The following is a 19,648-nucleotide window of genomic DNA, read 5'->3' on the forward strand; positions in this document are numbered from 1 at the left end:
TTCCGCGCTAGACATTCCCAGCTTCAAAAAAAATTGGGCGGCTACCGACAAGAGTATGCTGCTTACGGCAATCAATAGAATATGCATGGATTAACCCCAATTAAGAAATCTTGCTGCCAACGTGGCTGCTATCATCGCTGCGATCGTCACTCGACTGCCAAAATCGCGCACGGCAAATACTAACGGATCGTCATCCATCTCACCACGCGAAGTTTTTATCCACAACCGAGAAAGCCAATAAGTAATGCCAACTGCTACCAGCCATAGCCCATTCGGTGTCGCATATCTGGCTTGAGTTTCATTGGCGCAGATGAATAGCCCGAATACGACTACTGAGCTGAGAGCCGAGCCAACTCCCAACGGCCACAAGACCACCAAATCGGAAACCTGATAATCCCGACCATTGGCGCGTGAGCAACCCTGCTGCTTGAGAATTAACAACTCAGAGCAACGTTTAACCAATGCCAAGCTGAAAAAAATAAAAACGGAAAAGGCCAGCAACCAGAAGCTCACTAAGACGTCGGCCGCAACTGAACCGGCAAAGATGCGCAAGCTATACAGAAGCGATAACACCAGGACATCAATCAAGACATAAGTCTTCAGGCACCAGGTATAGCAGGTTGTAACGACCAGATACAGTACCAAGATACTCAGAAACGCTAGAGAAACATTAAAAGCCAGCAACAGCCCCAACGCGAGAGATGCTCCCGCAACGACAAAACCTTGATTCAATGGCAGGCCGCCGCTGGCAAAAGGTCGCGATTTTTTGCGCGGATGCCGCCGATCGCTTTCCAGATCCCACATATCGTTTCCCATGTAGGTTGCCGAGGCTGCCAAGGAAAACGCAAAAAAACCGCAGAGAACCATGGCAATCTTTTCATATTCTTGGAATGAAAAAGCTGTCAACAGCGGCACGAACAGCAATAAGTTTTTCAACCATTGGTGGACCCGCATGGCCCTGATCCACAAATAAAACCGGTTACCGGTTTCCGAAAACTCGCGTTCGACGCTGCTGGTCGTTCGGACCACTCTGGCAACCCGCGCCGGAGGATTAACCAAAATCGCAGCTTGAGCTTGTTGCCATATCGGCAAATCCGCACCACTGTCGCCGGCGTAGACGAATTCGGAGCCAACGCTGCTCTGAATTGCCGCAAGTTTGACGCGCCCTTTCAAATTGACCGATTCATCACTCCCAAGAACCAAGTCGAAGAAACCCAAATACGCCGCAACCCGCTCTGCGATGGTTTTATGGGCCGCGGTCGCCAGTATAAGACGCCGGCCGGCGCGCTTCTCTGCCTGCAGATACTCCAAAAGCTCCTCTCGGTAGGGTAAAAGCTGGACATCTAACTCCACCGAGCTGGCAATTCTGGATTTAAAGTGGGCTCGACCTGAAAGCAACCAAAACACCATGAGTATCGAGCACAGCGGCTTCCGCTTGAGAAGCAGAACAATCGATTCGACCAGGGTATCCGTTCGAATCAGTGTTCCATCCAAATCCACTACCAACGGTGCAAGGGCTGAATTAGTCACGTTAGTTTCCTATTCCTGTTAAATGAGAGCAGGCCTGAACATCCCGCCGGATAGCCGGTACATGTTAACATCCTCGCCGAGAGCTCCCTCCGCCCCTCTATTGAATAATGCGGGCCCAGCCTGTCGACGTACCATCCGGAACCAAGGCCGCACAAAATTTCCGATTGAGTCTTCTAACTACCCTGCTACTATCAGTAGTTTACGCCGAGAGGACTTGAAACTTTGCAAAACGACTTGAATACAAGGCCCGAGGCCGATGACTTCAACCTAAAACAAACTCTCCGGAGGCTTTCATGCATGGCTTACGAAAAGCAAACATATGGCTGGCTTTCTATCTCATAGTTGGTGCCAATTCAATACAAGCAGCCGAACTCACCCGCACTCAAGTCGAACAACTGCTCGCCAAAGCCGACAAGCAGCACCCCGCAGACCTGCGCCGTAAAGACCTGACCGACCTGGACCTGTCGAATCTGGATTTTCGTAACGCCGACTTGTGGGGCGCCGATCTGCGCCGCTCCAATTTAAACAACAGCAACCTGCAAGGCCTGACGCTGGACTTGACGGTAATGACCCGGATCAAGCTGAGCGGCGCCAATCTGGCCAATACCAGCATTTTCGGGGTCAGTCTGATGCACGCCGACCTCAGCAACGCCGACATGAGCGGCAGCCGCGTCGTCGCCATTATGGACGGCGCCAATTTGAGCAACGCCAATCTCAGCAATGTGCAATGGGCGGCCGACATGAAAAACCAATCGATGGGTCTGATGCGCGCCAGTTTGAAAGGCGCCAACCTCTCAGGCGCCAATTTGCACAACGCCCAACTTGGGCGTGCCATGTTGAAACACGCCAAACTGGTCAATGCCAACTTACAAAACGCCGACATGTATTCCGCCGAAATGGATGGCGCCGACATGACTAGAGCCGATCTGACTAACGCCAACTTCTCGGAAGCCAAATTGCACGATGCGATTTTCGCCGGCGCAATTTTGCAAGGCGCCCGTTTCGACGGCGCCAAGAACTTGCCGGACTCCGTCAAACCCGCCTCAGCCCAATAACCGAGACCACATAATGCAAATTCCCAAGCAATTGCTGCAACGCAAATCGGTCGAAGCGCTGACCGATGTCCAACACGGCCTGAAACAAACCCTCACCGCCAAGGATTTAACGATACTCGGTATCGGCGCGGTGATCGGCGCCGGCATTTTCGTGTTGACCGGCATCGCCGCCGCCAAATACGCCGGTCCGGCCATCGTCGTCTCCTTCATTTTGGCGGGCATCGCCTGCGGCTTGGCGGCGATGTGTTACAGCGAATTGGCCTCAATGATTCCGGTTTCCGGCAGCGCCTACAGTTACGCCTATGCCACGATGGGCGAACTGATGGCCTGGATCATCGGCTGGGATTTGGTACTGGAATACGCCCTGGCCAGCAGCACCGTGGCAATCGGCTGGGCCGGCTACCTAACCAGTTTTCTCGACGCGCTCGGCCTGCACCTGCCGAGTTACCTGACAACAGCCTATCTCGCCAACCCTGAAGCCGGCTTCGTCAATCTGCCGGCGATGGCGATCATTCTGCTATTGACCGGGTTATTGGTGCTCGGCATCCGCCAGTCGGCGATCTTCAATTTCATCATGGTGCTGATCAAATCCGCCGTGATCGTGGTATTCATCGTCGCCGGCGCCGGCCACGTAGATAGTCCGAACTGGTCCAACTTCGCGCCGTTCGGTTTCGGCGGGGTACTGACCGGAGCCGGCGTGATCTTTTTCGCCTATATCGGTTTCGACGCCGTATCCACCGCCGCTCAGGAAGCCATCAATCCGCAACGCGACGTGCCGATCGGCATCATCGGCTCACTGGCGGTTTGCACCTTACTCTACATCCTGGTCGCCGGCGTGCTGACCGGCATCGTGTCCTACACCGAACTCAACGTCCCGGCGCCGATCGCACTGGCGGTCGACCACGTCGGCATGGGCTGGCTGTCGCCCATCATCAAAATCGCCGCCATCGCCGGCTTGACTTCGGTGATGTTGGTACTGTTGATGGGCCAGAGCCGAATCTTCTTTTCGATGGCCAAAGACCAACTGTTGCCGCCGTTGTTCGCCCAAGTCCACCCCAAATTCCAAACCCCGCATTTGTCGACGATCCTGGTCGGTGTCGCCGTATCGCTGCTGGCCGGCTTCATGCCGATCGAAAAACTCGGCGAACTGGTCAGCATCGGCACCCTGTTTGCGTTCGTGCTGGTGTGCGGCGGCGTCTGGATCCTGCGCAACAGCCATCCGGAAATGGAAAGGCATTTCAAATGCCCGGCAGTACCTTACGTACCGATTGCCGGCATTTTGGTGTGTTTGAGTTTGATGGCGGGCTTGCCTATCGATACTTGGATTCGGTTATTTGTTTGGCTGGTGATTGGGTTTTTGATTTATTTTGGGTATGGGGTGAAGCATAGTCAGTTACGGTCTTCTTGAGGCTTGGATGGCGTCATGCCCGCCGGGATGCGGGCATCCAGAACCATGGATGGTGGGCTTAAATCTGCTATTAATGTGTCGCTAACGCGACGATTGGTTTTAATGTCGGGACTCGGCCCGACAGCCGAGTAACTTTTCTTTGTTTGGCCAAAGAAAAGTCACCAAAAGAAACGCCACCCGGATGCCGCTTGTTCCCTGCGCTCCTCGCTTTTGAACGGGGTTGCCGAAAGGGGCTTCCTGCCCCTTCGGCAACGCGATGCATCCCTGCATCGCCCCTACGGGCTAATCCGTTCAAAAGCTCCGGTGCTCGGCGCGGCATACGGGATAACACACTCCACCGGATGGTTTGTTTTCATGAAGTTTATTTTGGTAGACTGAACAGAGCAAAGCCTTTACTACATTAGTATCGTAATTCAAGAAAGAAATAGGAATAATCATGACAGAGCAGAATGGACATAAAACCTTAAATTTATATCCAATAGATTATCCTTTTGAGACGCTATACAACCGAATAATCGCAGAAAAACCAAAACTATTACTTGACCCCGATTTTCAAAGAAAATTTAAATGGGATAAGGATGGCTGGGAAAGATCATCTAAATTTATTGAATCATGCTTAATGAGAATTCCTTTACCTTCTTGCTATTTTGCTGAGGACGAAGAGGGCAGGCATATAGTAATCGATGGCGTTCAACGATTGACAACAATAGTTCGGTTTTTTGATGATAAATTTGCCTTAGCAGGCTGGTGAAAAACCCACTGATATTTCCCCTTACCCACGGTTGCCGTGATTTTTTCGTGTTGAAATCGGTCATGACATCGAGTTTCAAGCGTTTTGCCCCTGTTTCAAGGGCTTTTTATTCGCCTGAAGCCGTCTGTGGACGGTTTTCAGGCGTACTTCACCCTAGGTGGGCGCACTCCACGCCGGTTTCGGCGTGAACACCAATAGGTTGAGCAAGCGCGTCAGGTTGTAGGCGGCGAAGCAAAACAAGGCTTGGCCAGCGACTTTGGCTAAGCCGATGTGACGGGTTTTGCGCAGGCCGCCGACCGTTTTGACCCAGCCAAAGGCTTCTTCGACGATTTTGCGGCGCTTGAGGCTTTGGGCGTAACCTTTGCCGCGCGCGGTGCGGCCATCGACGGCACTGCCGGTCTTTTTCCGGGCCACATGGGCTTTGATGTCTTGCGCCTTGAGTCCGTTGACGAAAGCCGGTTGGTCATAGCCTTTGTCGGCACCGACGCTACCGCCTTTGGGCACACGGCGTTTGATCATTGTTTGCGCGGCTTCGATTTCGGCGGTGCCGGTGGCTTGGGTGGTTTCGACATCGACAATCAGGCCGTTGCGATTCTCGGACAAGGCATGGGTGATGTAACGCAGTTTGGCCTCGGTGTATTCGCCTTTCTTGTAGAGCCGCGCTTCCGGGTCTGTCGTGCTTTGGTGGGTGGCGTTGCTGCGCTTTTCGCCGCTGAAGTCGACCTCGGGATTGCGGCCGGCGGGTTTGTCCGGGCCGCTGCCGTCTTTCTTAACGAAGCTTTTGTGCGAGGCCCAGGCTTCAATGAGGCTGCCGTCGACACTGAAGTGTTCGTCGGACACCAGGTTTTGCCATTCGGCTATGGCCAGTACCCGCTCAAAAAATTCGCGACTCAGCGCTTCGGACAGCAGCCGTTCGCGGTTGGCGCTGAACACGCTGCGTTCCCAGACAGCATCGTCGATGCCCAGACCGACAAACCAGCGAAACAGCAGGTTGTAGTCCAGCTGTTCCATCAACTGGCGTTCGCTACGAACGGTGTACAGCACTTGCAACAGCAAGGCGCGCAGCAGTTTTTCGGGCGCAATCGACGGGCGGCCAGTGTGCGAGTAACGCTCGGCAAAGACGGCATTCATAGAGGTCAATACGCCATCGACGAGTAGACGTAAACGACGCAACGGATGCTGTTTGGGAATACGTTCTTCCAGGCTAACGTAGCTGAACCAGCTACTTTGAATGGCATCGTGTCCGCGCATTGAAAGGCTCCAAATTTAGGTAGCCTATTTTAACAGTTGGCGGCTCATCTATGCCTTAGCCTACTTGGCTTTTCGAGTTTTTCACCAGCCTGTTAGAAGGACTTACCATGTTCAAGGAACTGGAGGGCAAAAAATATTCAGAACTTGGCGAATATAAAACCGAACTTGAAGCAACAACAATTAGATGCATTGTACTTAGAAGAGAAAACCCGAAACATCTAATAAGAGAAATATTTTCAAGACTTAACCAAGGGGCAGTAAAACTATCCGATCAAGAAATAAGACACGCATTATATAATGGCTCTTTCAACGACTTATTGACAGAATTGGCTAAAAACCCTGTAATAAAAAATTTTGGACTTGGCGAATCAGGTGTCGCACCTAAAGATAATCTTGAAGCAGAAGAACAAGTACTCAGATACTTCGCGCTTAAAGGAGACCTAGAAAACTATCAAGATAAACTAGCAAAGTACCTTGATTCATTTATGAGTCAGAATCAATACTGCTCAAATGAGAATATCTCGGGCTACCGAACTGACTTTGAATCAACTTTAGAAAAATGCGTTTTAATTTTTGGCGAGGACGTATTTAAAGATATCTCGAAGAGAAAAAAGCGCCAGAGCATGGTTTATTACGATCTTTTGATGTACAGCCTTGGGCAAGTTGATCTAGAAACGCTTCGAAACAAAAAAGTAGAAATAAAAGAAAAGTTTTCTGAGTTATGGGAACCTCTAAAAATTGCGCCCGGCGAGTAAAATGAGTCGGAGCTAAAGACCTTTGGAGAGCAGAGATGACGGTGGCACAAGACGACCTTTTCGGTTCCCTGTTTGAACATCGTGATCGTCGGATCGATCGGCTGGGCAATCCGTTGTTGGAATTGGACGCGCAAGTGGATTGGGAAGCGTTCCGTCCGTTGCTGGATCAAGTCCATCACAAAGTCCGCAAATCGTCTGCCGGGCGTAAGCCTTGGGATGGGGTGTTGATGTTCAAAGCGTTGGTCATCGCTAGTCTCTACAATCTGAGCGATGAGCAACTGGAGTTCCAAATCGAAGACCGGCGCAGTTTCCAGCGATTTATTGGGTTGTCGGATGCCAAGCACGCGCCGGATCGCAACAGTTTCTGGCTGTTTCGTGAGTCACTCAAAGAACTGAAACTCACCGAGACGTTATTCAACGAATTCAACCGGCAATTGGATCGCGCCGGCCTGATCGCCCGCAAGGGCCAACTGATTGACGCCAGCTTCGTCAAGGCGCCGGTGCAGCGTAATACGCCGGACGAAAACGCCCGGATTAAAGCCGGCGAAACCGTCGAGGACTGGTCGGCCTCCAAACGCAGTCAGAAGGATACCGATGCGCGCTGGACCAAGAAAGGCGACAAGAGCTATTACGGGTACAAGAATCACGTCAACGTTGATAATGCCCACAAGCTGGTGCGCAAATACACGGTCACCGATGCCAGCGTCCACGACTCCCAAGCCCTGAACGGCTTGCTTGATAGCGGCAACACCAGCCGGGATGTGTGGGCCGACAGTGCCTATCGTTCCGAAGCGGTGGAAGAACTGTTAAAAGTCCAAGGCTACCGCAGCCGGATTCACCGCAAAGGGGTGCGCGGCAAACCGCTGACTGACCGGGAAAAACAAGGCAACAGTACCCGCTCCAAAACCCGTTGCCGGGTCGAGCACGTGTTTGCCTGGATGGCGCAATGGGGCGGTAAGGCGATCCGTTGCATTGGCCTAGCCCGCGCCGAAGTACGTATCGGCTTCATGAATCTGGTGTACAACATGCGACGTTTTTGCGCCATTCGCAGGGTAGCTGCGTCTTGATGCCGCCCATCGGAGCTGAAAAGGCTTCGAGTTGAAGGTAGTCCGCTTGGAAATGCCAGCTTTCGAGCACGTTTTACGCCCCGAATCTGATTAATCGTGGATTTTTAGAGGCTCCCTTATGTAAATTATCGGGCTTCCAAAGAACCTTGTCAGCGGGATTGCAAAACAAGGCATCCATTCTAAAGCGCAGAAAACTGTGGAGCGATTTGTTGTCAGAGGCATTAAATGGATGAGCAACAAATTTACGAAAAATATGTAGATTTGCTTATCTCCTTAATGGATATTATCAATGAGTCTCAAAAGAGACTTCTTTCCGACAACCCAGACCCTCTATTTCAACAACACCTTAATTTTTTTATAAAAGCCTATCTAATAACCATGTGTACTTATTTAGAGGCATTTTTAACAGATATAGCTTTTATTCGAATTGAAAAAATCGCACAAAAACTTCAAAGCATCTCGATCCCTCACAACATTGTGAAATGGAGTTTTTCCAATCTGTCCAAAGACAAAATCGATGGACTGGAAGAGTTTAAAGACCTTAGCATATCAATTAAAAAAGACGATCTTAATGACCATCTCTCTGGAAATATTGATAAAACTATTAATACGTTTAGAAAAATTGGACTGAACTTAACTTCTATACCAGGATTCGCAGACAATAAAGACCAAATAAGTTCAATTGTCAGCAAAAGAAATAAGATAATTCATAAAAATGATGATGCGTCCGACGTTTCAATGGTTGATTTAATTAATCACATCAATACTCTAATCAAGTACATGGATTCTATAAAAACAATAGTTAAAGCAGAAAATTCCAAGTGAACGCAAAACCATAAGGCGCTATTCTTAGGGCGTCAATAGGCGCAGCCGTGTTGCGCTGTAGTTGGCTTTAAATCATTCGGCGCATTACTCTATCGCTAACAGGCTGGTGAAAAACTCGAAAAGCCAAGTAGGCTAAGGCATAGATGAGCCGCCAACTGTTAAAATAGGCTACCTAAATTTGGAGCCTTTCAATGCGCGGACACGATGCCATTCAAAGTAGCTGGTTCAGCTACGTTAGCCTGGAAGAACGTATTCCCAAACAGCATCCGTTGCGTCGTTTACGTCTACTCGTCGATGGCGTATTGACCTCTATGAATGCCGTCTTTGCCGAGCGTTACTCGCACACTGGCCGCCCGTCGATTGCGCCCGAAAAACTGCTGCGCGCCTTGCTGTTGCAAGTGCTGTACACCGTTCGTAGCGAACGCCAGTTGATGGAACAGCTGGACTACAACCTGCTGTTTCGCTGGTTTGTCGGTCTGGGCATCGACGATGCTGTCTGGGAACGCAGCGTGTTCAGCGCCAACCGCGAACGGCTGCTGTCCGAAGCGCTGAGTCGCGAATTTTTTGAGCGGGTACTGGCCATAGCCGAATGGCAAAACCTGGTGTCCGACGAACACTTCAGTGTCGACGGCAGCCTCATTGAAGCCTGGGCCTCGCACAAAAGCTTCGTTAAGAAAGACGGCAGCGGCCCGGACAAACCCGCCGGCCGCAATCCCGAGGTCGACTTCAGCGGCGAAAAGCGCAGCAACGCCACCCACCAAAGCACGACAGACCCGGAAGCGCGGCTCTACAAGAAAGGCGAATACACCGAGGCCAAACTGCGTTACATCACCCATGCCTTGTCCGAGAATCGCAACGGCCTGATTGTCGATGTCGAAACCACCCAAGCCACCGGCACCGCCGAAATCGAAGCCGCGCAAACAATGATCAAACGCCGTGTGCCCAAAGGCGGTAGCGTCGGTGCCGACAAAGGCTATGACCAACCGGCTTTCGTCAACGGACTCAAGGCGCAAGACATCAAAGCCCATGTGGCCCGGAAAAAGACCGGCAGTGCCGTCGATGGCCGCACCGCGCGCGGCAAAGGTTACGCCCAAAGCCTCAAGCGCCGCAAAATCGTCGAAGAAGCCTTTGGCTGGGTCAAAACGGTCGGCGGCCTGCGCAAAACCCGTCACATCGGCTTAGCCAAAGTCGCTGGCCAAGCCTTGTTTTGCTTCGCCGCCTACAACCTGACGCGCTTGCTCAACCTATTGGTGTTCACGCCGAAACCGGCGTGGAGTGCGCCCACCTAGGGTGAAGTACGCCTGAAAACCGTCCACAGACGGCTTCAGGCGAATAAAAAGCCCTTGAAACAGGGGCAAAACGCTTGAAACTCGATGTCATGACCGATTTCAACACGAAAAAATCACGGCAACCGTGGGTAAGGGGAAATATCAGTGGGTTTTTCACCAGCCTGCTAATGCGCCGTACAAAACTTCGTAAACAATAAGCTGCGGATTTGGCGCAGGGTTTCTCCCGTATCCCGCGCCGAGCACCGGAGCTTTCGGCGGGAATAGCCCGTAGGGGTGCGGCAAGGATGCCGCACGTTGACGAAGGGGCAGGAAGCCCCTTTCGTCAACCCCCGGCGAAAGCTTCGGAGCGCAGGGAAAAAGCGGCATCCGGGCCGCCTTTTCTTTGGGTACTTTCTTTTGGCGGAGCAAAAGAAAGTGTCTCGGCTGTCGGGCCGAGACCCGACATTAAATCAAGCCGTCGCGCCAGCGACACACCTCAACTTCGATAGCCCTTCGACAAGCTCAGGGCGAACGGAGTGTAATACCAAACTAATCAACGCCCAATCGCGAAATACTGCAAGCCAAACTGCCTAACCAACCTCGGCTCATACATATTCCGCCCATCGAAAATCACCTTGTCTTTCAACAAACGGCTCAAGTCGTCGAAATCCGGGCTGCGGAACTGCTTCCATTCGGTGACGATGACCAGCGCGTCGGCATTATTCAGGGTTTCGGTTTGTTTAGTGCAATAAACCAGACCGGCTTTGTCGCCGTAGATGCGTTGCGCTTCCTGCAGCGCTTCCGGATCGTAGGCTTGGACCACGGCGCCGGCCTCGGTCAATGCTTCCAGCAACACCCGGCTCGGCGCTTCGCGCATGTCGTCGGTATTGGGTTTGAACGCCAGCCCCCACAGCGCAAAGGTTTTGCCTTTGACGCCAGCCGGATAATGCGCGCAGATTTTCTCGAACAAACGGTGCTTTTGGCGGTCGTTGACGTTTTCGACCGCACTGAGCAACTCGGCGTGGTAGCCGTTGTCGCGGGCGGTACGCTCCAACGCTTTGACGTCTTTCGGAAAGCAGGAGCCGCCGTAGCCGCAGCCGGGATAAATAAAGCTGTAACCGATCCGGCTGTCGGAACCGATGCCGTGGCGCACCTGCTCGATGTCGGCGCCTAAGCGTTCGGCCAGATTGGCCAGCTCGTTCATGAAGCTGATCTTGGTCGCCAGCATCGCGTTGGCGGCGTATTTGGTCAATTCCGCGGAACGGATATCCATCGTGATCACCCGCTCCCGGCTGCGATTGAACGGCGCGTACAAGGCTTTCAGCAATTCGGCGGTACGCGGATTGTCGGTACCGATGATGATCCGGTCCGGTTTCATGAAGTCGTCCAGCGCCGAACCTTCCTTCAAGAATTCCGGATTCGACACCACGTCGAATTCCAGGTTTTGGCCGCGCTGCGCCAGCATGTCAGCCACGGTTCTCTTGACCTTGTCGGCGGTGCCGACCGGTACGGTGGATTTATCGACGACGATTTTGTAATCGGTCATGTGTTCGGCGATGCTTTTCGCCACTGCCAACACGTATTTCAAATCGGCCGAACCGTCCTCGTCCGGTGGAGTGCCGACGGCGATGAATTGGAACAAACCGAAATCGACCGCCTCTTTGACATCGGTGGTGAAACTCAACCGGCCAGCAGCGACATTATCCTTGACCATTTCGTCCAAACCCGGCTCGTAGATCGGGATAACGCCTTGCTTCAGCTGATCGATCTTGCGCTGATCGACGTCCATGCACAGTACTTGATTCCCCACTTCGGCCAAGCAGGCTCCCGTGACCAAACCGACGTATCCACTGCCAAATACCGTAATTTTCATTGTTACACCTTGTAAGCTGATTGAAAGTTCATTGCCGTTTTAACCGGTACAGCGCCGAGATATCCTCGTCGCCGTAACCTTGTACCATTAGTTTGGCATAATCCGCCAGAGTCGCTGCCGTTAACGGACACGCCACCCCAACCTGCGCCGCCATCCGTTCGGCGATGAGCAAATCCTTATGGTGCAGCGCCAATTTGAAGCCCGGCGCAAATTGGTTTTTCGTCATGGTTTTACCGCGATGCTGCAGAAACCAATTGCCGGCCGCGCCGCCGGCTATCACGTCTACCACCTTATCCAGCGGCAATTGCTGGGCGGCGGCGAATGCCAACGCTTCGGTCACGGCTTGATTGATACCGGCGCACATGATTTGGTTGACGGCCTTGCAGGCTTGACCGGCGCCGACACCGCCCATGTGCTCTATCCGCGACGTCATCGCCGCCAATATCGGCCGCACCCGCTCCAATACGGTGGTATCGCCGCCGACCATCATCGCCAACGTGCCGTTTCTGGCGCCTTCGACGCCGCCGGAGACCGGCGCGTCCAGGAACTCCGCTTGTTTTTCGGCAAGCTTTTCCGCTGCAGCTCTGGCCGTCTCGCCGCTGACCGTCGACATATCGACGACAACGGAACCCGGCTCGATGCCGCTGCAGATCGCATCGACCACATCCAGTAAATCTTGATCGGCCGACACGCAGACCAATATCACATCTACGCCAACGGCAAGCTGGGCGACGCTGCGACAAGCCTCGACGCCCAACTCCGCAGCCAAAGCATCCGCTTTTTCTGCGCTGCGGTTATACACTGCGGACAAATGGCCGGCTTTGGCCAGATTGCGCGCCATGCCCTGCCCCATTGCCCCCAAACCGATAAAACCCGCCTTCATAATGTATTCCCGCCCCGTTTACCGATGCCGCCGCTATTTTTCCAAATAGGTATAAGCGTTCAACCCAACTGCCAACTCCTGTTCGAAGCTGATTTTCTGTTCCGCGGTCAACGCCGCCCCGTCCAGTTTACGCCGGTAGGCCGTTTTCAGCGCCTCGGTGTCGATATGCACATAATCCAGCAATTCGCTGACGTCTTCGCCTTCCATGAAATCGCCGAAGCGGTAGCCGCTGCCGTCCAGCTCGATATTGACCGAATGGGTATCGCCGAACAAATTGTGCATGTCGCCCAGAATTTCCTGATAGGCGCCGACCATGAAAAAGCCGATCAGATAGTCTTCATCGTCGCCGATCGCATGCAACGGCAGCGTATTGCTGATATTGTGCCGGTCCACGTACTGGTCGATCCGGCCGTCGGAATCGCAGGTCAAATCCTGTAATACCGCACGCCGGACCGGTTGCTCGTGCAAGCGGTGGATCGGCATGATCGGAAAGATCTGGTCGATTCCCCAAATATCGGGCATCGATTGAAACAGCGAAAAATTGCAAAACACCTTGTCGGCCAGCTTTTCGTCGAGCTCCTGCAAAATTTCCCGATGATGATGGTTGTCCAGATTCAACTGCGCCTGAATTTGCTGGCACAAGCCGACGTAGCGTTGTTCCGCAACTGCGAGTTCCGCCAAATTGATATCGCCTTGCACGAAACTGGCGCGGGCCTCGGCCATGTCGAACTGGGCATTATGGTAAGCCTCGCTGACATTGCGGAAATGCTTGGTCGCCAATCCTGCGCCCTGCAAACGCTCGACTTCGGTGACGTTGGTGATCAATACCGCGTGGTGGGCAGTAATGGCCCGGCCCGACTCGGTGATGATGTTCGGTTGCGGCAGGCCGTGCTGCCGGCTGACCTCGGCAAAGGCGCGAACGATATTATCGGCGTACTCGGACATGCTGTAGTTGATCGAACATTCCCGCCGCGAGCCGCTGCCGTCGTAATCCACGCCCAAACCGCCGCCGGCGTCCACCGTATTAATCTCTGCGCCGAGCCGGCGCAACTGCAGGTAAAACTGGCCGGCTTCCTTCAAGGCCAATTTAATGTCGTGTATGTTGGCGATCTGCGAGCCCATATGAAAATGCATTAGCTGCAGACAATCCAACATCTGCACCTGCCGCAGGCGTTCGACCAACTGCAGCACTTCGCTGGCGTGCAGGCCGAACTTGGATTTCTCGCCACCACTGTTTTGCCACTTGCCGGCACTGATCGTCGCCAACCGCACCCGCAGGCCTATCAACGGCCTGACTCCCAATTTGGCGGCTTCTTCCAGAATCAATTCCAGCTCGGACGGTTTTTCGATGACAATGAACACCGATAAGCCCATCAACTGACCCATCAGCGCCATCCGGATGTAAAACCGGTCTTTGTAGCCGTTGCAGACGATAGTACCGTTGGTCTTGGCTAAGCCCAGAATCGCCAGCAATTCCGGTTTGCTGCCGGCTTCGAGGCCGATATTGTCGGCGGAGACGATAGCCTCGACCACGTTGCCCTGCTGGTTGACCTTGATCGGATAAACCGGCGTGTACTCGCCGCCGTAGCTATGCGCCGCTCTAGCCTGGTCGAAAGCCTGTTGCAGCCGGCGGATGCGATCCGGCAGGATATCGGTGAAGCGCACCAGCACCGGCAGTTTCAGCCCTTTTCCGCGCAGAGTTTCGGCCACTTCGAACAGATCGATTTCCGCGGCGTTATCGCTGCGCGGTTTGACGCAAACATGACCAAGTTGGTTAATCGAAAAATAACCGTCGCCCCATTGTTGGATCGCATAGAGCTGTTTTGCCTGTTCAATCGACCATGCTTGTGTCGGCACTCGGATTCCCCGTACTGTCATAAAGATGCCGGAATTCTAAAGTATAATGCCGCGACTTTTATGACTTTTTGAGGACAACTCATGCTCGACGCCACCTGGTTCAGCGAAGCGCAGGAGCCGTCAGGCTCCGCCTTCTCATTAAAAATCAAACGCAAATTGCACGAAGAGCAATCGGAGTTTCAGTTTCTGGAAATCTACGAGACCGAACAGTTCGGCAATTTGATGGTGATAGACGGCTGCACCATGGTTTCGACCCGGGACAATTTCTTCTACCACGAGATGATGAGCCACCCGGTATTGTTTACTCACCCCAATCCGAAGAACGTGTTGATTATCGGCGGCGGCGACTGCGGCACGCTGCGCGAGGTACTGAAGCACCCCGGCGTGGAAAAGGCGGTGCAGATCGACATCGACGAACGCGTCACCCGCCTGTCCGAAATCTACTTTCCGGAATTGTGCGAGTCCAACAACGATCCGCGTGCCGAGCTGAAATTCATCGACGGTATCAAATGGGTCAAAGATGCGGCACCGAACAGCGTGGACATCATCATCATCGACAGTACCGATCCAGTCGGGCCGGCAGCAGGCTTGTTCTGCGCCGATTTTTACAAGGACTGCTTCAGAGCCCTAACCGAAAACGGTATCGTCGTCCAGCAAAGCGAATCGGCTTTGCTGCATATGCATATTCTGCAAGAGATGCGCGGCGAGATGCGGGCCGGCGGTTTTAACCATTACCAAACCGTGTTCTTCCCGCAGTGCATCTACCCATCCGGCTGGTGGAGCGCGACGATGGCCGGCAAGAACGCGTTCGCCGCGTTCCGGGAGCAGGATGCTATCAACAAAGGCTTCGACACCGTCTATTACAACCACGAGATCCATAAAGCCAGCCTGGCGATGCCGGAGTTTTTCAAAAAGGCATTCGCATAAATTCCCCCAAGTTGCCGCAGCAGCGAACTGCGGCAACAAGCGTTTTAAGCTCCGAAACGCCGGCAACTTGCGAGCCAGCGGCCTATCTGCGACACTGGCAAGCGTATCAGCAGATAACGAATTATTAACCATGCAAAACCGCTGTTGGCCGGCCTCTGAAATCCTCTATCACCGATTGGACCAGGCATGGGGTTTTACAGTACCGAACCAGCCGGCCCCTCCGGCTAGCCTTGCGGTGCCGCTGCCGGAACGTACGTTGCCAGCTTGCAGAATCGCGCAATGACCACGCCTCCCGATTCCACCCTAAACGCATTTTCGAACACGCTGACCGGCAACGCCACCCAATCCGGCCGCGACAGTGCGGATTTGCAACCTTATCTGGTGGTGCTGTCCGGCCGGGATCAGGGCAAGCAATTTCCGCTGGCGGCCAATCGGCATATTCTGGGTCGAGAACTCAGCGCAGACATTCCGATTGCCGACCCGAAAATCTCCCGCCGCCATTGCCTGCTTGCGATAAACGGTAGACAGGCTCATCTGGAAGACCTCAATTCCACGAACGGCACTTTCGTCAACGATAGGCGCATTTCCCGGCATCCTTTGCAATTGCTGGACCGGATCCGCATCGGCGACACTTACCTGAAAGTCGATTACAAACTGCCCAGCGAAGCGGTCTCGGAACAGGCGCTGTACGAGGCCGCCAATATCGACTCGATGACCAAGGTTTTGAACCGCAACGCCTTTATTTCCAGAGCGCAGCAGGAATTTTCCTATTGCAAACGCAACCGGAGCCGTTTGACCGTGATGATGTGCGACGCCGACCACTTCAAACTGACCAACGACAACTACGGCCATCTGGCCGGCGACCAGGTACTGCGCGATTTAGCCAAAATCCTGCAGGCCGAAATGCGCCACGAAGACTTGCTGGCGCGTTACGGCGGCGAAGAGTTCATCATGCTGCTGCGGGAAATTTCGGCCGAAGCCGCCGTTGCACTGGCGGAGCGCATCCGCTTGACCGTACTGAAGCACACCTTCCGTTACCAAAATTTAACCATTCCGTCGACGCTGTCGATCGGCCTGTGTACCCGCCGGGTCGATGCGCCGATGACGCTGGACGACATCGTCCGCACTGCCGACGACGCCTTGTACCGGGCCAAGAAAAACGGCCGCAACCGGGTGGAAATAGGCAACTGACCCAAAACCGCATCGGCTAAACCAAGCGCTTTCAAGCAACCGCCTTACTCCCACCAGCCGTTTCAGGCGGCGCAAAACGGCCGCCCATCGCTTGGCTCCGCCATCGATGTTAGGGTTTGCAAATGCCTGCAACATGGGTTAGTGTCTGACTTCCAGTGTTTTTGGCATTTTACTGCTATGCTTAGTGTGCTAAGCGGAATCATCATTGCAACACCATGGGAGATACTAAAATGAAAAATAACAAATTCCTTTCCACCTGCCTCCTGACCGGCATGCTGCTGGCGCCGGCGGCCAATGCCGACGGGCACCAAAGCTACTTGTCCGGCTTCACCGACAAAGTCAGCCAAGGCTTTTTTAACATGGCCGGCGGCGTCCTCGAGTTGCCCAGAAACATTGTCAACATCAGCAGCGAGCAAAACATCCTGCTGGGCATGAGTTGGGGCTTGCTGCGCGGCGTGGCCCATACGGTTGACCGCACGTTGATCGGCGCGGTGGAATTTATCAGCGCCCCTATCCCTAGCGACGAGTTTATCTCTCCGGCTTACCCTTGGGAGCGGTTTAGCGAGGATACCCGCTATTTCGGTCTGCATTTGCCGGGCTATTGGACCCATTACGGTCCGCTGGACGACGGCGAATAAGCTAAGCGCTAAGAGTTTAAGGAGATTACAACCATGAAAAAACAATATACATATCTGCCTGCCGCGGCCATCGCGTTAACGCTCAGCGCTTGCAGCACGCCCAAGCAAGATACTTCCGCTCTGAAAGCCGAAATCGACGCGGCCATGGCCGGCCATTACGGCCAATCCATGTTGCATGAGGAATTAGCGGAAGAAAATCTGGAAACCGCCAACGAGATCCTGGAACACTGGGAAAAAGACTATTACTGGAACATAGACGAGAAGCAAGCCGCGCTGGAAGCCGCTCAGGCAGCCGCCCAGCATCGTTTGCAATCGGAAAAGGAAATGTGTGCGTGGCTGACAGAGGTGCATTCACAAAACCACCACCATGTCGAAACCATTCATGAAACGGTGGCCTATTTCAAATCGGGTAGCCATGTGCCGTTTAAAACCAAGGAAGACACCATCAGCCATATCGGCCACTTTTTACACGACCATCCCGATGCCACGGCGACTGTCACCGCTTCCACCGACACAGTGGGCAAACCGGCCGCTAACCAAGCATTATCGGAAAAACGGGCTAAAACCGTCAGCGAGCTGCTGATCAATAATGGCGCCAGAGCGTCGCAATTGATCGTCAAAGCTATCGGCGAAGCGGGTGGACCGGATAACACGGCGGATCAAAAACACCGCGTTGCCGTGGTTATTTCCGCACATCCCGATTATATCGACTGCCCGAAATTGAAATAACCCGCGAATCCTGCCCCGTCGGTTCCAATCCGGCGGGGCGGGCCGCACTTACAGCTCTTCTGCCTGCTTTTTCTGCCGTTCGGCACTTTTGAACACTTCGCTTTCCGCTTGCTTGGCCCGATCCAACGGCTCAACCACCGCCTCGTAAACCGGCTTATTTTTTTGCGCCGCCTCCGCCGCAGTTGCATTCGGTTGCGAACCGCCGCAAGCCGCCAGAAAAACGCTCAAGCACGATACCGGCAACACAAGCCTCATGGCTTATTGCTCCCGATCCTGGCGCGGCCGGCTCGTGACTTGCCGTATCGCCTGTTCGATGGCACCGTTCACCGCGGCAACCATTTCCAAATACTGCGCCTCGCTGACATTAATCCCTTTATCGATAGTATTGCGCACATAACACGGCGGCAATCGGTTCAAGGCCAGACAGGCGACATCTTCTTGAAATGCCTGGCTGAAAGGCTGGTCAGCCTGTTCGCCGAGTTTCCACAATTGGTCCATGACCAGCCGTTCGTAATAGTTATTGATGTTCAACATAAAGGTCTCTCTGTCGGATAATCGGTAGCCGGTTAAGCATAGCCGAGAATCCGCCGCCGCTAGCGGCGGACGGAACGCCGTTTGTTGCGGAACCGGGTTATGAAAACGGCGCCCCGGCCTGCAGCAGCGTTACACTAGCGACGTTTGCCGTTTGCGGCCAAGGCCCAACAGGCCGGCCAGAGCGGTTCCCAATAGCCAGACGCTAGCCGGCAGCGGCACCGCGGTCAATTGAAAATTGACGATGGGATTAACCAGAGTGGTCGTTACCGAGCCGGAACCGCTACTCAACACGACACTGCCTCCTCCCGGCAATTCGGTCTGGCCGCTGGCAGTATCTGCGGCCGACGCGGCGACCGCGGCGGAGAAATTCAAGACGTCGCCGTTATTGACGATGACCCCTACCGATAGCACGCCCTGCTTACTGTCCGATGTTAACGGCGATTGCCAGTAATTGCCCAGATTGACCGACTGCGCGGCGTGGGACTGGTGGCTTTGCGAACCGTTGGCGGAGACGTTGCTTAAATCGAAGCTGACGCTGGCATTGGCACCGGAGCAGTAGTAATAGTCGTAGCAATTGATACCGTTGATCTCCGCGCTGAGCGAATAATTTGCCGTCAGCATCAAAAAGCCGCTACCGGATATCGTGAAATTGGCGCTACGCTGCGCCGAGGCCGAACCGCTGCCCTGGCCGCTGCCGCCCACACCGGCGCCGAACACGCTACCCGAAGTGGACGTATCGCTGCTCCAACGCAACCAGTCGCTGGTGTTGGTGTTGGAATTGCCGCCCAGTCCGCTTAACGTGTAGGTCGGAGCGACGTCGCCCAAGCCGACGGTCTTGATCGTTAACGAGCTCCAATCGATCAACGCCGTCGCTTGCGTCGGCGAACTCCAGGCCGCCCCGGCATTCACTGCCAACGCCAGACCGCCGATAATCGCCAGAGAAGTTTTTGTTGTGGTTTTCATAAATTACTGATCCTGTTCCATGTAAGTATTTTGAAAGCAAGCGACCCGCGATCCTCTCGCCAGTTCAGTTGCCATGACGACGACCCGAGTTTTAAAAAGCCTTAAGCATCCAGGCCACTCAGACCGCGCGCAATTATCATGGA

The 19,648-nt window shown here is 53.8% G+C and carries 19 protein-coding genes; 11 read left to right on the forward strand and 8 right to left on the reverse strand.

Annotation, left to right across the window (positions count from 1 at the left end):
• Positions 1-90 precede the first annotated feature (90 nt).
• The gene (locus tag VXJ35_RS20985) at positions 91-1,530 is read right to left on the reverse strand and encodes a UbiA family prenyltransferase (RefSeq protein ID WP_064023051.1); all 1,440 of its coding nucleotides are present in this window, start codon (positions 1,528-1,530) and stop codon (positions 91-93) included.
• Between the two features lie 293 nt (positions 1,531-1,823).
• Here VXJ35_RS20985 and VXJ35_RS20990 point away from each other — a divergent pair, with 293 nt between their 5' ends.
• The 3 genes from VXJ35_RS20990 (at position 1,824) to VXJ35_RS21000 (ending at position 4,744) form a co-directional block, all read left to right on the forward strand.
• On the forward strand, positions 1,824-2,585 hold the full coding sequence (locus VXJ35_RS20990) for a pentapeptide repeat-containing protein (protein WP_064023052.1): 762 nt from the start codon (positions 1,824-1,826) through the stop codon (positions 2,583-2,585).
• Positions 2,586-2,598: 13 nt separating this feature from the next.
• The gene (locus VXJ35_RS20995; RefSeq protein WP_082881029.1) at positions 2,599-3,993 is read left to right on the forward strand and encodes an amino acid permease; all 1,395 of its coding nucleotides are present in this window, start codon (positions 2,599-2,601) and stop codon (positions 3,991-3,993) included.
• A 436-nt stretch (positions 3,994-4,429) separates the two neighbouring features.
• Positions 4,430-4,744 (forward strand): DUF262 domain-containing protein, encoded by a 315-nt coding sequence (locus VXJ35_RS21000; RefSeq protein WP_082881030.1) that lies wholly within the window; start codon positions 4,430-4,432, stop codon positions 4,742-4,744.
• Positions 4,745-4,897: 153 nt separating this feature from the next.
• Here VXJ35_RS21000 and VXJ35_RS21005 read toward each other — a convergent pair whose 3' ends face one another.
• Entirely contained in the window at positions 4,898-5,995 is a 1,098-nt protein-coding gene (locus tag VXJ35_RS21005; RefSeq protein ID WP_064019980.1) for an IS5 family transposase, read from the reverse strand.
• A gap of 107 nt (positions 5,996-6,102) precedes the next feature.
• Between VXJ35_RS21005 and VXJ35_RS21010 the strand changes: the two genes are divergently transcribed.
• From VXJ35_RS21010 to VXJ35_RS21025, 4 genes are all read left to right on the forward strand, one after another.
• Positions 6,103-6,750 carry a hypothetical protein gene (locus VXJ35_RS21010; protein ID WP_064023053.1) on the forward strand — a complete coding sequence of 216 codons (648 nt, stop codon included), beginning with the start codon at positions 6,103-6,105 and terminating at the stop codon, positions 6,748-6,750.
• A gap of 35 nt (positions 6,751-6,785) precedes the next feature.
• Positions 6,786-7,817 carry an IS5 family transposase gene (locus VXJ35_RS21015; protein WP_064020809.1) on the forward strand — a complete coding sequence of 344 codons (1,032 nt, stop codon included), beginning with the start codon at positions 6,786-6,788 and terminating at the stop codon, positions 7,815-7,817.
• 225 nt (positions 7,818-8,042) lie between these two features.
• The gene (locus VXJ35_RS21020; RefSeq protein ID WP_064023054.1) at positions 8,043-8,642 is read left to right on the forward strand and encodes a HEPN domain-containing protein; all 600 of its coding nucleotides are present in this window, start codon (positions 8,043-8,045) and stop codon (positions 8,640-8,642) included.
• Positions 8,643-8,833: 191 nt separating this feature from the next.
• A complete protein-coding gene (locus tag VXJ35_RS21025) occupies positions 8,834-9,931 on the forward strand; it encodes an IS5 family transposase (RefSeq protein ID WP_064019980.1) in 1,098 nt (365 codons plus the stop codon).
• 532 nt (positions 9,932-10,463) lie between these two features.
• Here the strand turns inward: VXJ35_RS21025 and VXJ35_RS21030 are convergent.
• Genes VXJ35_RS21030 through speA form a run of 3 tightly spaced genes read right to left on the reverse strand, consistent with a single transcriptional unit; the run spans position 10,464 to position 14,544 of the window.
• On the reverse strand, positions 10,464-11,783 hold the full coding sequence (locus VXJ35_RS21030; RefSeq protein WP_064023055.1) for a UDP-glucose/GDP-mannose dehydrogenase family protein: 1,320 nt from the start codon (positions 11,781-11,783) through the stop codon (positions 10,464-10,466).
• Between the two features lie 28 nt (positions 11,784-11,811).
• Entirely contained in the window at positions 11,812-12,666 is an 855-nt protein-coding gene (locus VXJ35_RS21035) for an NAD(P)-dependent oxidoreductase (RefSeq protein WP_064023056.1), read from the reverse strand.
• A 33-nt stretch (positions 12,667-12,699) separates the two neighbouring features.
• Positions 12,700-14,544 (reverse strand): biosynthetic arginine decarboxylase, encoded by a 1,845-nt coding sequence (gene speA / locus VXJ35_RS21040; RefSeq protein ID WP_064023057.1) that lies wholly within the window; start codon positions 14,542-14,544, stop codon positions 12,700-12,702.
• A gap of 60 nt (positions 14,545-14,604) precedes the next feature.
• Between speA and speE the strand changes: the two genes are divergently transcribed.
• From speE to VXJ35_RS21060, 4 genes are all read left to right on the forward strand, one after another.
• Positions 14,605-15,450 (forward strand): polyamine aminopropyltransferase, encoded by an 846-nt coding sequence (gene speE, locus VXJ35_RS21045; RefSeq protein WP_054758911.1) that lies wholly within the window; start codon positions 14,605-14,607, stop codon positions 15,448-15,450.
• A gap of 279 nt (positions 15,451-15,729) precedes the next feature.
• Complete coding sequence (locus VXJ35_RS21050; RefSeq protein WP_064023058.1) at positions 15,730-16,641, forward strand: GGDEF domain-containing protein; 912 nt, start codon at positions 15,730-15,732, stop codon at positions 16,639-16,641.
• 230 nt (positions 16,642-16,871) lie between these two features.
• Positions 16,872-17,279, forward strand: a complete 408-nt coding sequence (locus VXJ35_RS21055) for an exosortase system-associated protein, TIGR04073 family (protein WP_064023059.1) — start codon at positions 16,872-16,874, stop codon at positions 17,277-17,279.
• A 33-nt stretch (positions 17,280-17,312) separates the two neighbouring features.
• The gene (locus VXJ35_RS21060) at positions 17,313-18,008 is read left to right on the forward strand and encodes an OmpA family protein (protein ID WP_064023060.1); all 696 of its coding nucleotides are present in this window, start codon (positions 17,313-17,315) and stop codon (positions 18,006-18,008) included.
• Between the two features lie 48 nt (positions 18,009-18,056).
• On the opposite strand, the gene VXJ35_RS21065 is transcribed toward VXJ35_RS21060, so the two are convergent.
• From VXJ35_RS21065 to VXJ35_RS21075, 3 genes are all read right to left on the reverse strand, one after another.
• On the reverse strand, positions 18,057-18,263 hold the full coding sequence (locus tag VXJ35_RS21065) for a hypothetical protein (protein ID WP_064023061.1): 207 nt from the start codon (positions 18,261-18,263) through the stop codon (positions 18,057-18,059).
• A 3-nt stretch (positions 18,264-18,266) separates the two neighbouring features.
• Positions 18,267-18,542 (reverse strand): late competence development ComFB family protein, encoded by a 276-nt coding sequence (locus VXJ35_RS21070; RefSeq protein WP_064023062.1) that lies wholly within the window; start codon positions 18,540-18,542, stop codon positions 18,267-18,269.
• A gap of 129 nt (positions 18,543-18,671) precedes the next feature.
• Positions 18,672-19,505 (reverse strand): VPLPA-CTERM sorting domain-containing protein, encoded by an 834-nt coding sequence (locus VXJ35_RS21075; RefSeq protein ID WP_064023063.1) that lies wholly within the window; start codon positions 19,503-19,505, stop codon positions 18,672-18,674.
• Positions 19,506-19,648 lie beyond the last annotated feature (143 nt).

Source organism: Methylomonas sp. DH-1 (assembly GCF_046097555.1).
Taxonomy (GTDB): domain Bacteria; phylum Pseudomonadota; class Gammaproteobacteria; order Methylococcales; family Methylomonadaceae; genus Methylomonas; species Methylomonas koyamae.